General features: G+C 51.5%; 11 protein-coding genes. 2 read left to right on the top strand and 9 right to left on the bottom strand.

Translation table 11 applies throughout. From position 1 onward, the window contains the following. Positions 1-98: 98 nt before the first annotated feature. Complete coding sequence (locus AN963_RS11845) at positions 99-2,231, bottom strand: ATP-dependent Clp protease ATP-binding subunit (RefSeq protein ID WP_055744806.1); 2,133 nt, start codon at positions 2,229-2,231, stop codon at positions 99-101. A gap of 246 nt (positions 2,232-2,477) precedes the next feature. Here AN963_RS11845 and AN963_RS11850 point away from each other — a divergent pair, with 246 nt between their 5' ends. Beyond that, the gene (locus AN963_RS11850) at positions 2,478-3,026 is read left to right on the top strand and encodes a PadR family transcriptional regulator (protein ID WP_055744807.1); all 549 of its coding nucleotides are present in this window, start codon (positions 2,478-2,480) and stop codon (positions 3,024-3,026) included. Positions 3,027-3,189: 163 nt separating this feature from the next. Here AN963_RS11850 and rbsB read toward each other — a convergent pair whose 3' ends face one another. From rbsB to AN963_RS11880, 6 genes are read right to left on the bottom strand one after another with little or no spacing between them, the layout of a single operon-like run. Further along, on the bottom strand, positions 3,190-4,140 hold the full coding sequence (gene rbsB, locus AN963_RS11855; protein WP_055744808.1) for a ribose ABC transporter substrate-binding protein RbsB: 951 nt from the start codon (positions 4,138-4,140) through the stop codon (positions 3,190-3,192). 33 nt (positions 4,141-4,173) lie between these two features. Then, positions 4,174-5,100, bottom strand: a complete 927-nt coding sequence (locus AN963_RS11860; protein ID WP_236707960.1) for an ABC transporter permease — start codon at positions 5,098-5,100, stop codon at positions 4,174-4,176. After that, positions 5,090-6,595, bottom strand: a complete 1,506-nt coding sequence (locus tag AN963_RS11865) for a sugar ABC transporter ATP-binding protein (RefSeq protein ID WP_055744810.1) — start codon at positions 6,593-6,595, stop codon at positions 5,090-5,092. Before AN963_RS11865 ends, AN963_RS11860 begins: the two co-directional genes overlap by 11 nt. A 30-nt stretch (positions 6,596-6,625) precedes the next feature. After that, positions 6,626-7,021 carry a D-ribose pyranase gene (gene rbsD, locus AN963_RS11870; RefSeq protein WP_055744811.1) on the bottom strand — a complete coding sequence of 132 codons (396 nt, stop codon included), beginning with the start codon at positions 7,019-7,021 and terminating at the stop codon, positions 6,626-6,628. A gap of 10 nt (positions 7,022-7,031) precedes the next feature. Next, a complete protein-coding gene (gene rbsK / locus AN963_RS11875; protein ID WP_055744812.1) occupies positions 7,032-7,949 on the bottom strand; it encodes a ribokinase in 918 nt (305 codons plus the stop codon). A gap of 15 nt (positions 7,950-7,964) precedes the next feature. Continuing rightward, positions 7,965-8,957 carry a LacI family DNA-binding transcriptional regulator gene (locus tag AN963_RS11880; protein ID WP_055744813.1) on the bottom strand — a complete coding sequence of 331 codons (993 nt, stop codon included), beginning with the start codon at positions 8,955-8,957 and terminating at the stop codon, positions 7,965-7,967. Positions 8,958-9,190: 233 nt separating this feature from the next. Between AN963_RS11880 and AN963_RS11885 the strand changes: the two genes are divergently transcribed. Next, the gene (locus tag AN963_RS11885; protein ID WP_055744814.1) at positions 9,191-9,580 is read left to right on the top strand and encodes a VOC family protein; all 390 of its coding nucleotides are present in this window, start codon (positions 9,191-9,193) and stop codon (positions 9,578-9,580) included. A gap of 66 nt (positions 9,581-9,646) precedes the next feature. Here the strand turns inward: AN963_RS11885 and nagA are convergent, their stop codons facing one another. Both nagA and AN963_RS11895 read right to left on the bottom strand, forming a co-directional pair. Further along, a complete protein-coding gene (gene nagA / locus AN963_RS11890) occupies positions 9,647-10,816 on the bottom strand; it encodes an N-acetylglucosamine-6-phosphate deacetylase (RefSeq protein WP_055744815.1) in 1,170 nt (389 codons plus the stop codon). Between the two features lie 12 nt (positions 10,817-10,828). After that, positions 10,829-11,899: an NAD(P)H-dependent flavin oxidoreductase gene (locus tag AN963_RS11895; protein WP_055744816.1), complete on the bottom strand. Its 1,071-nt coding sequence runs from the start codon at positions 11,897-11,899 to the stop codon at positions 10,829-10,831. Between the last annotated feature and the right edge of the window lie 3 nt (positions 11,900-11,902).

Genomic DNA, 11,902 nt, shown 5'->3' on the forward strand with positions numbered 1-11,902 from the left:
CGAGGTTGCTGGGCTTCCAGCCTTTGTATAGCTGCAAAAAAATAGAGGATTCGCACCTTCGGCGAACCCTCTAGTAGAAAAGCGGTAGATGATTTGGATCAGTCTTTCTTGGAAACACGGATCTCGCCGTCTACGACATCTACGCGGATCTCTGTTACCCCATCCTCTTCCATCACGAGATCGGCGATACCGTCCTCGATGTATAGTTGGATCACTCGACGCAGTGGTCTTACGCCAAAGGCTGGATGGTATCCTTTTTCGGCCAGCACGGCTTTTGCCTCGTCGGAGATGCTCATCTCCATACCTTGATCCTTCAGATTCCCTACGACATCCTGCAGCAGTACATCCACGATTTTGACGAGATCTTCTTTTTGCAGCTGGTTAAAGGCGATGATGCCATCAAATCGGTTGAGAAATTCGGGCCGGAAGAAAGCCCCCAGCGAATCCAGCACCGACATCGGCTCAGGTGTTTTGGCACCAAAGCCAACAGAAATTTTCCGTTCGCTCACACCCGCATTGCTTGTCGCGATGATGACAGTATCTTTGAACGCGACGGTACGTCCTTGGCTATCGGTGAGTCGACCGTCCTCCAGAATTTGCAAAAACATGTTCTGGACGTCCGGGTGAGCTTTCTCGATCTCATCCAGCAAAATGATGCTGTATGGATTGCGGCGCACACGTTCGGTCAGTTGCCCGGCTTCCTCGTGACCCACATAGCCAGGAGGAGAACCAATCAATTTGGAAACGGAATGCTTTTCCATATACTCGCTCATGTCCAGTCGAATCATCGAGTCGCGGGTTCCAAAGAGCTCCTCGGCCAATACACGGGTCAGTTCGGTTTTCCCTACGCCAGTCGGTCCGACGAACAAGAACGAAGCGATGGGTCTATGTTTTGGTTTCAGCCCTGCCCGGCTGCGGCGAATGGCTTTGGCCACCTGTGACACGGCTTCCGCCTGACCGATGACTTTCTGTTCCAGATGCTCCGCCAGATGTTTCATTTTGGTTTGCTCATCACTCTGCAGCTTTTTCACAGGAATCCCTGTCTTCTGCTCGATAATCTCCTGAATATCTTCGATTCGGACAGTGGCACGCTGTTCGGTGCTGTCCATCATATCCAGATTCTCAAGGAGCTTCGCTTCCTCATCACGCAATTTTGCCGCGCGTTCATAATCCTCTGCTTGGGTCGCTTCCTGTTTCTCTACCCCGATTGATTTCAGACGTGCTCGCATATGTTCTGTGTCATTTGCAGCAGATCGAAGGTTCAGCTTGGAGCCTGCTTCATCCAGCAGATCGATCGCCTTATCCGGCAAATAACGATCCTGAATGTATCGGTTGGAATACTCCACACAAGCTTGAAGCACATCATCTGGGTAAAAAACCTGATGGTAGGACTCGTACTTCGGACGCAGTCCTTTCAAGATCTCCAGCGCTTCTACAACCGTAGGTTCTTTGACGATAACTGGCTGGAAACGGCGCTCCAGAGCGGCGTCTTTTTCAATTACACGATATTCCTTTAACGTCGTTGCCCCGATGACCTGCAGCTCACCACGCGCTAGGGCCGGCTTCAAAATGTTGCCTGCGTCCATCGAGCCTTCTGCCGAACCCGCTCCCACCAGAAGATGTAGCTCATCAATGAATAGGATGACGTTTTTACGCTGTTGCAGCTCCGCAATGATCTGCTTCATTTTTTCTTCAAACTGTCCACGAATACCCGTACCTGCGACGAGGGACGCTACATCGAGCGTATAGACGATTTTGTCACGCAGCTTGACTGGAACATCGCCTTCCACGATGCGCAATGCCAGGCCTTCAGCAATTGCTGTCTTACCGACCCCAGGCTCCCCAATCAGAACCGGATTGTTCTTGCCGCGTCGATTCAAAATCTCAATGACACGGTCAATTTCTCCATCTCGCCCAATAACGGGATCAATCAGACCAGCACGAGCGGCATCGTTTAGATTGCGTCCCGCTCCATCCAGGATTCCTCCGCGTTCGCCAGACGGTGCAGCAGGGTTGGCTGCTTCCGCATTCATAGGTGACTTCGCAAATCCCTGAAGGAAATCATCCAACCCAGAGAACGAAGAAAATGGGCCGAAGTTCATGCCAAGTCCGATTTTGTTCGTCAGCTTGGATTGGCATTCCGTACACAAGTAATATTTTTGCTGCTTACCTTGGACATGTATATTTACAAACACGTTTGCGTTTCGTTGATGACATACTTCACACTGCATAAATCTTACCCCCTATACAGCGAATCTGTAATGGTGTGACTAGTCTTTCTGGTCTTGGTCACAATAACGAAAGGATCATATGATCTTCAAAATGTTTGACCTTTACTGACCTTCCGATGACCTTATTATAGTTTGACCTTCTTTGACTTTCAAGAGGAAATCACTAGAAATTTATATCAGTATTGATTCGATTCTTATCCCTTCCTATAATTATGAGGAAAGATAGAAAGTCAGGGGGCATTTCCAATGAATACACTCGCGTACGGACTTCTTGGGCTGGTTGCCCGGACACCTAGTTCCGGTTACGATTTAATGCTCCAATTACAGCCATACTGGCAAGCCAAGCACAGCCAGATTTACCCGCTGTTGGCCAAATTGGAGCAAGAAGGATACATGCAATTTACTCGTGTACACCAGACTGACCGGCCTGATAAAAAAGTGTATTCCATTACGGATAAAGGTGAAATAGCCTTGAAAATGTGGCTCGCGGAACCGACTGCTGAGCCTGTCGTTCGAGATGAACTCGTACTAAAAGCGTACTGCCTGCAGCTCACCGACGAAAAGGCGGCGCATGCGATGTTTAGAGAGCGCATCGACCATTGTCGCGAACAAGCACAAATGTTTGAGCATATTATGAAAGAGATGGAGCAGCAAACAGAAGGACATCCCGATCATCCTGACCACCCTGCTTTTAGCGACTATATTTTGCTCTCTTGGGGCTGTAGACGCATGCAGGAAGACATGAAGTGGTGTGAATGGGTATTGGAATTACTACAAAAAAGGAAAAAGGAGTAGCTCCTGACAAAAAGGCTCCTCCCTCGGACAGATACTGAGGATGGGAGCCTTTTTTACATGGGGACTTATGGATGGGAGTGGGCGAGTGCCAAGAGCGTAAAAAGGAGCCTTCCCGTTGTCTCAGTGAGACGGCCAGGAAGGCTCCCCGAATTGCACGAAATCGTTATTTCTTTGTGATCAGTTCCAGATCAACTGGGATGTTGCTCTCTACTTTTTCACCTTTTGCTACTTTCAGCGCAGTTTGCACAGCTGTTTCCCCGATCGCAGCAGGTTTTTGTGCTACAGTCGCGCCCATTTTGCCGTCATTAACAGATTTCACTGCATCGTCTGTCGCGTCGAAGCCTACTACGATGATGTTTTTGCCTTGTGCTTCTACGGCTTGCAGGGCACCCAGCGCCATCTCGTCATTGTGTGCGAACACAGCTTGTACGTCTTTGTTGGACTGCAAAATGTTTTCCATAACGCTCAACCCTTTTGCGCGGTCGAAATCGGCAGGTTGAGACGCTACTACTTTCACGCCTTCTTTGTTGTCTACTGCTTCGTGGAAGCCTTTACCGCGGTCACGTGCTGCGGAGGTACCTGCGATCCCTTGCAGCTCGACGATGTTGCCTTTACCACCCAATTTTTCCAGGATGAAATCGCCAGCCATTTTTCCGCCTTTTACGTTATCAGAAGCAATATGAGAAACCACTTGTCCGCCTTCTGCTGCACGGTCAACCGTGATTACAGGAATGTTTGCTTTGTTGGCTGCCTCTACTGCTGTTACGATCGCAGCACTGTCAGTCGGGTTGATCATAATGACGCTCACTTTTTTCTGGATCAGGTCTTCTACACCGCTGATTTGTTTCGCCGTGTCATCTTGCGCGTCTACGACCAACAGCTCAGCTCCTGCATCCTTGGCAGCTTTCTCAGCGCCTTCTTTCAAGGAAACGAAGAACGGATTGTTCAAGGTGGAGACAGCCAAACCGATCGTCACTTTTCCACCTGCATTGCCGCCTGTGTTGCCAGTGGATTGCTCAGGTGCCTTGTTTTCCAGATTGGATGACGTGGAGCAGCCTGCAAGTACCCCCAATACCAGCGACGAAGCCAGAGCCATCTTCAAAAATTTCTTCATAACGATTTCATCCTCCTTAAGTCAAAGCTTTTTTTATTTACTTGCTTTAGATCGGTCCAAGAGTACTGCGATGAGAATAACCGCCCCTTTGACTACCGACTGGTAGAAGGACGAGACATTCAGCAGATTGAGACCGTTATCTAACACACCGATGATCATCGCACCAATCAAGGTACCGACGATCCAGCCACGTCCACCGGACAGGCTCGTACCACCCAAGACTACCGCAGCAATCGCGTCGAGCTCGTAGGATGTCCCTGCTGTCGGCTGAGCCGAATTCAGTCGGGAAGTGAGGATAATCCCACTCAGAGCAGCGAACAGACCGCTGATCGAGTACACCAGCACTTTTACCTTGCCCGTGCTGATCCCGGACAGCTTGGTCGCTTCTTCATTGCTACCAAGCGCGTACACATGTCTACCAAAGGTCGTATGACGAAGAATGAAATAAAGGATCGCAAATGAAATCAGCATCCAGATGACAGGCATCGGAATATCCAAGAAGAAGCCTTTCCCCAGCATGGCGAAGTCAGGATTAAGTCCCGTGATCGGTCTACCTTCTGTGTAGACGAGCGTCAGACCACGGAAAACCGTCATCGTCGCTAACGTACCAATGAACGGAGCCACTTTCCCTTTTGCCACAATCACACCGTTGATGGCCCCCATGACCACACCCGCCAAGAGTCCGATCAATACAGCCAACCATGTGTCCATGCCGCTTGCCATAAGCCCTGCTGTGATTGCGCTTGCAAGAGCCAACATGGACCCTACGGACAAATCGATTCCACCCGTCAAGATCACGAACGTCATCCCAAAGGCAATCAGGGCGTTAATCGAAATCTGACGCAGTACGTTGAAAATATTGCTTATCGTCAAGAAATCACTGTTGATAATCGATAGGACGATGACAATCAAGGCGAGCCCAAGCAGCGGGCCCATTCTCTGTAAAACATTAAACCGCATGGCTAGTCCCTCCCGTCGCTGCATGCATAATCAATTCTTGTGTTGCCTCTTCCCGTGTAAACTCACCGGTGATGCGCCCTTCGTGCATGACCAGCACCCGATCGCTCATCCCCAGCACTTCAGGGAGCTCAGATGAAATCATTACGATCGCAACCCCATCCTGCGCGAGTCGATTCATGATGTCGTAAATTTCTTTTTTGGCACCAATGTCGACACCGCGAGTCGGCTCATCCAGAATCAAGATTTTTGGTTGAGTCGCCAGCCATTTGCCGATAACGACCTTTTGCTGATTCCCGCCTGACAGCGACCCGACGATTTGCTCACCGCCAGCCGTCTTAATGAACAGGCGCGAAATGGCGTCATTGCTGAGCAGCTGTTCCTGGCTTGGCTTCATGACCCCGAGCGAAGAGACTTTCTCCAAATTGGGCAACGAAATGTTTTCCCGAACCGAGAGCGACAAGACCAGCCCTTCTTCTTTGCGGTCTTCCGTCACGAGCGCGATTCCCGCTGAAATCGCGTCCATCGGGCGTGTCACCCGAATAGGCTGACCGTCTACGAGAATTCGTCCTTCTCGCACTTTCTCCAAGCCGAACAACGCTTTGGCCATTTCCGTACGGCCTGCCCCCATGAGCCCGGCCACTCCGACGATCTCCCCGCTTTTGACGGAGAACGAGATGTCTGAGAGCTTGCCTTTGACACTCAGGTTCTCGACACGCAGTCGTTCCTCGCCCCACTCTACCTCAGCTTTTGGGAAGCGATCGGTGATTTCACGACCGACCATCATTTTCACGAGTTCATCCAGATTCGTCCCGGCGGTCTCTACGGTTCCCACGTACTGACCATCACGCAGGACGGTGATTCGATCGCTCACCTGAAATATCTCTTCCATACGGTGCGAAATGTAGACCATCCCTACGCCTTTTTGTTTGAGCGACGCGATCATATCAAAGAGGGCGTCTATCTCACGGTTGGTCAGGGCTGCCGTTGGTTCATCGAGTACGAGGATGTCTGCCTGCATGGAAAGTGCTTTGACAATCTCGATCATTTGCTGTTGACCTACGGACAGATCGCCGACCATCGTATCCGGGTCCAGCTTGATCCCCAGCTGATCGAGCCAGCGCTTGGTCTCCTGCCTCATCTTGCGCCAATTGACCAATCCGGTCTTGCCGTACGTGTATTCACGTCCGAGAAATATATTTTCCATGACGGACAGATGGGGAATCAGATTCATCTCTTGGTGGATAATCGCGATCCCTCGACTGGAGGCGATATCAGGCGTCATCTTTTCCTGCGTCTCGCCCTTGACGATGATCGTACCCGCATCCCGCTCGTAAATGCCGCCGAGAATTTTCATCAAGGTAGATTTACCAGCTCCATTCTCCCCCATCAAAGCGACGAGCTCGCCGCTTTTCAGGTTCAACTGGACGTCGTTTAGCACCTTGACCCCAGGGAACGATTTGCTGATTCCTTTCATCTCCAATAGGAATGCTGACATGTGTACTCCTCCTCCCTTCGCCGTGTTAATTTAAAACGTCACACCTGCTTGTAAGATGACATTGGCAAATGGTGTGCACTCACCGGTACGAATGATCGCTTTGGTCTCTTTCGTGAGCGCTTTGAATTCTTCATGGCTGACACTGGACAGCTCTACGCCAGGCAGCGCAGCCTCTAGGTAAATATGAGTGCTCGGCTGAGCTGTGATCAGTTCCTCGGCAAAAATCGCCTTCTCTACTTGCATCTCTATCAAAACCGCATTCAGCACCTCAAAAAACGAGGGCAATCCGGGTACGATCGCCAAATCGATACGGGCCACAAAGTCTGGAATGGGCAGTCCAGCGTCACAAATGACAATCCGGTCTGTATGTCCTAGCTGACTGATGAGGGCTGAAATCTCGCTGTTTAAAATGCCTTGTTTTTTCATAATGTCCCCCTTACTCTGCGATGAATTCCTCTACTTGTGCGAGGGTAGGCATTCCCGCCTGTGCGCCCAGCTTGGTTACCGCAAGCGCAGCCACTTTTGTAGCGAATGCGATTGCCTCTCCGACCGCTGCGCCACTTGCTAATGCGTAAGAGAATCCCGCGTTAAAGGAATCTCCTGCTCCTGTTGTGTCGACTACTTGCACACGATGACTCGCGATCAGGCCTCTTTCCCCTGTAGCCGTCAAATAGGCGGCTCCTTTTGAACCCAAGGTCGTCACGACTGTCGCTACACCTTTTTTCAGCATCGCTTCCATCGCAGCCTCCAGCTCTACCTCTGCGTCAACTTTCGCCAGTAAATAGAGCTCCGATTCATTGGGAATGAGGACGTCTACCTTTTGCAAGAGTTCATCTGGCAGTTCTCTAGCTGGTGCAGGATTGAGCACAACCGTCTTGCCCAGCTCTTTTGCCTTGGAAGCCGCGTAGATCACCGTGTCCAGTGGGATCTCCAATTGCAACAGGACCACATCAGCCTGTGCCATCTTTTCTTCGAATTGATCGATGTCAGCGGCTGTCACCTGTCCGTTGGCCCCTGCCACGACGATAATCTGATTGTCTCCTTGGGACAGCACGATTGAGGCTATTCCTGTATGACTGTTAGCCACGGTCTTGACCGCTTCAACGTCAATGCCTTCCTGACCAAGCGCATGCAACAGCTCCGTTCCGAAAGCGTCACTGCCAACCGCACCAATCATCGCGGTTTTTGCTCCCAGACGAGCAGACGCTACCGCTTGATTCGCACCCTTACCACCCGGGATGAAGTGCACCTGATTTCCGTGTACGGTCTCCCCCATTTGCGGTGGACGCTCCGCCTCGACGACGATATCCATATTTAAACTACCAATGACGACAACCTGTGGTGGCTTATTCATCGCTTCTCTCTCCTTTTATCTTTTCGTGGAATCTCGCACGATTAGTTCTACATCTAGTTCATACAGCTTGGCTTCCATGACACCGGATTCGATCGTCTCGATCAGGACCTTCGCCGCGAGCGCGCCCATATCGTAGTTAGGCTGAGCAATTGTGGACAGCTCAGGCTGCGTAATCTCCGTCAAGCTGATTCCGTCAAAGCCAATCAACGCTACGTCTTCCGGTACACGCACGCCCAGTTGGTGAAGGCCTTTCAGCGCCCCGACGGCCATCAAGTCATTTCCACAGAAGATTCCGTCCACATCCGGGTGCTTGGCAAACAGCTCCTTCACCGCTGCGAGCCCACCGTCCATCCGAAAATGCCCCGGCACCATCAGGCTGGGTGTATACCACGGAAAATGCATGACTGACTCTTCATATCCGAGCATCCGCTTCTTGGCGGTAATCAGTTCTTGTGGTCCGTACAGATGGGCGATCTTTTTGCACCCGATATCCAGCAAATGCTGAACAGCCAGCTTAGCCCCGTCATAGTTTCGCGAGCGAATGACACTGCAAGATTGGCGGGTCGGCGCCCGGTCAAGCACGACGAGAGGAATATTGTTCTTATTCATTTGTTCGACGTCATCCTGTCCCAACGTATTGGAGGCAAAGATGATCCCATCGACATATTTTTTCCGTAGCATCTCGATGTACGACTTTTCTTTTTGCCCCTGATCGTCTGAATTGCACAGGATGACCGTGAAGCCTTGCTTTTGGGCGACATCTTCCACGCCTCTCGCAATCTCGGGGAAAAACGGGTTGGCAATATCAGGAAGAATTAACGCTATTGTACCCGTCTGCTTCCCTGCCAAACCGCGAGCTACCGCATTGGGCTCATAGTTTAGCTGTTCGATCGCCTTGGCCACTTTTTGTTCCGTATCTTTGTTCACATATCCGTTTTTGTTGAGGACTCTGGACACCGTTGCTACAGAGACCCCTGCTAATTTGGCCACATCGCGTATCGTTGCCATGCCTGTTTTCACCGTCTCTTCATGATGTGTAACCGGTTACACATTGATGAAAAAAAGAGAATGATTGAGGACGTCATTCATGTGTAACCGGTTCCATATTTGCTTCCACTATACTCCCGGGAAAAAAAATCTGTCAAGAGCTTGTGGAGAAAAAATCATGGGTTTTTCTTAGTGGAAAATAAAGGGAGTCCCTCTTGTAGACCGAATACATCGGTATTAAGGAGCTGATGAAAATGGGAAGCCTTCACTCTCTTTTGCATATACAAATACCGGTTAAGAGACTGGATGAGTCCATCTCTTGGTATACTGAGCACCTCGGTTTTATGTTGAAAGAGCATTACGGATCATCCGCTTTTCTCGCCCTACCTGCGGGTCCTTGGTTGATGCTCTGGCAATCTTCCGATGACAGTCACGCCCACTTTAGCGTCAATGGCCAGCAAATGCCCACTATGTTGTACGCAACGAATGACATCCACACCTTATACGAGCAGTTGAGCCAAAACCAAGTCTCCATCGTCCACTATCAGGATGACGGATTTGGCTGGGTCATGAAGTTCTATGATCCGAGTGGAAACATGTGGGGTGCCATTCAGGAGCATTCCGCCTTGCAGCAGGAACGGTAGAACACGAAAAAGCAGCCTAAACCTTCTGCGTTTAGGCCGCTTTTTTTGACGACTGCATTTTCAACTCTATTTTTCTCTGCGATAGACTTCCTTCCCCGAAACGAAGGTAGACTTTACCTCAAACGTTTTGTCCAGCACGACAATGTCTGCATCAAAGCCTACGGCCAGACGACCTTTGTGTTCAGCAAGCCCCAAGATCGCAGCAGGTGTCTGAGAAGCCATTTCCACGGCTTCCGGCAATGGCACGCCACTCAGCGTCACCATGTTGCCTACTGCCCGATTGAGTGTCAAAATACTGCCCGCCAACGTCCCATCAGCCAGCTTGGCTTCGGCGCCAAGAACGTGTACTTCCTGTCCCCCGAGATCATAAGTGCCTTCTCCCATCGCAGCTGCACGCATGGAATCACTGACCAACGCGAGCCGTCCTGCCGTTTTGATCCGGTACAAAATGCTCATGACGGCCGGATGCACATGAATGCCATCTGCAATCAGCTCGGTGCTCAGCTGCTCATGATACATCGCAGCACCTACTACTCCTGGCTCGCGGTGATGCAAGCCCGTCATGGCGTTAAAGCAGTGAGTGAAGTGACGCACGCCTGCTTCAACTGCTTCTGCCGCTTGAGCAAACGTCGCTCCGGTGTGACCCGCCGACACGATAACCCCACGGTCCTCGAGCCAGGCGATGGCTTCCAGTGCTTCTGGTTGCTCTGGCGCGATCGTCACGACCTTGATCAGTCCGTCTGCCAATTCGTATAAATGGCGTACCGCATCCAGCTTTGGCGGCATAATATTTTCCTCTTTTTGAGCGCCTTTATAGCTTGGATTGATCCACGGTCCTTCCAGATGGATACCGGCCACCTGCGCTCCGGGCATTCCTTCTCGGTTGCTTTGGGCGATGTTCTGCAACGCGGTTTCCAGCTGCGAATACGGCGCTGTCATCGTCGTCGCTAAAAAAGTCGTCACGCCAAAGCGAGTCAGCGCGTGGGAGATCGCCTGCAGCGATTCCGGTGTGCCGTCCATCGTGTCGTGGCCATCAATCCCATGCATGTGAATGTCAATGAAACCAGGGGTGATCCACCCGTCTTTCACTTCCATCACTTGCTCTGGCATGTCACCAGTGTAACTGTCAGCAGGACCGACGAACTGAATCGTCTTGCCTTCCACGACTACCAGACCGCTTTCGATTTCCTGCCCAAATGCAATGACCGTCCCTTTTAGGGCGATTGTCTGTCTCATTTCGTTTCCTCCCTAGCGCAATCCGCTAACTACCCGTTCGGTTTCCTCGACCAGCTTAGCGACCAGCTCTTCTGCACGTAATCCCCGACTGAGGAAAGCAGCCTGACCCGCCCACAAGGACAAGTACTCCGTCCGGTTCTGCTTCGCGGCTGCGGTGCGAATGTCGCGGGTCAACGCATTTTGCACCGGATACGGCGGTAGCTCACTGTCATGCGGAGCCAGCAAAGTCATAAATTCGTTTTCGATCCCTCGGGCAGATTTACCGGAAAAGGCTCGTGTAATCACGGTCGCCTCATCATTCGTTTCACGTACGGCACGTTTATACTCCGGATGGGCTCCACTCTCCACGCACGTCAGAAAGGCTGTCCCCAGTTGCACGGCCTGTGCCCCTAGTGCAAATGCTGCTGCAATCCCTCTGCCGTCCATGATTCCCCCAGCAGCAATCACCGGGATGTTTACGCGATCGACGATCTGTGGGACCAATGCCATCGTCCCCACGAGATTGCTGGGAGAGTCCGGCAAAAAGGAACCCCGATGTCCGCCAGCTTCACTGCCTTGAGCCGCAATCATGTCGACACCGCTCGCTTCGAGTGCCACCGCTTCACGGACAGTCGTAGCCGTGCCGACCACAGTCACTCCGCGCTGCTTGAGCTCTGCCATCCAACGTGGCTCCAACATACCAAATGTAAAGCTAAATACTGGCACCTGCTCCTCTATAACCACAGCCATCTGTTCTGCAAATGGCTCCGCATAACGTGTCACGGCAGGGTCAGCAGGTATACCCAATCGCTCCCGCACATCATTCATCGCTATAGCGACTGTAGAGGCGACTGGCTGCTCTCCATCGAATTCTTCGGGGATGAACAGATTGACAGCAAACGGCTTGTCAGTCAGCTCCCGAATGGCGCGAATCGCTTGACGAATCTGCTCGGCGCTCATATAACCCGCGCCCAGCGTACCAAGACCACCCGCTGCTGAAACGGCAGCGACCAGCTCTGGGGTCGTCGTCCCACCTGCCATCCCCGCTTGAATTATGGGCCATTTCACCTGTAGTCGAGACGCGATCGGATTTGCTTTCCACATTTG

It is taken from the genome of Brevibacillus choshinensis, from assembly GCF_001420695.1.
In the GTDB taxonomy this organism is placed as follows: domain Bacteria; phylum Bacillota; class Bacilli; order Brevibacillales; family Brevibacillaceae; genus Brevibacillus; species Brevibacillus choshinensis.

Coding starts and splice junctions, on each gene's coding strand:
- AN963_RS11845 (WP_055744806.1), bottom strand. CDS start 2,231: ATGCAGTGTGAAGTATGTCATCAACGAAACGCAAACGTGTTTGTAAAT.
- AN963_RS11850 (WP_055744807.1), top strand. CDS start 2,478: ATGAATACACTCGCGTACGGACTTCTTGGGCTGGTTGCCCGGACACCT.
- rbsB (WP_055744808.1), bottom strand. CDS start 4,140: ATGAAGAAATTTTTGAAGATGGCTCTGGCTTCGTCGCTGGTATTGGGG.
- AN963_RS11860 (WP_236707960.1), bottom strand. CDS start 5,100: ATGCGGTTTAATGTTTTACAGAGAATGGGCCCGCTGCTTGGGCTCGCC.
- AN963_RS11865 (WP_055744810.1), bottom strand. CDS start 6,595: ATGTCAGCATTCCTATTGGAGATGAAAGGAATCAGCAAATCGTTCCCT.
- rbsD (WP_055744811.1), bottom strand. CDS start 7,021: ATGAAAAAACAAGGCATTTTAAACAGCGAGATTTCAGCCCTCATCAGT.
- rbsK (WP_055744812.1), bottom strand. CDS start 7,949: ATGAATAAGCCACCACAGGTTGTCGTCATTGGTAGTTTAAATATGGAT.
- AN963_RS11880 (WP_055744813.1), bottom strand. CDS start 8,957: ATGGCAACGATACGCGATGTGGCCAAATTAGCAGGGGTCTCTGTAGCA.
- AN963_RS11885 (WP_055744814.1), top strand. CDS start 9,191: ATGGGAAGCCTTCACTCTCTTTTGCATATACAAATACCGGTTAAGAGA.
- nagA (WP_055744815.1), bottom strand. CDS start 10,816: ATGAGACAGACAATCGCCCTAAAAGGGACGGTCATTGCATTTGGGCAG.
- AN963_RS11895 (WP_055744816.1), bottom strand. CDS start 11,899: ATGTGGAAAGCAAATCCGATCGCGTCTCGACTACAGGTGAAATGGCCC.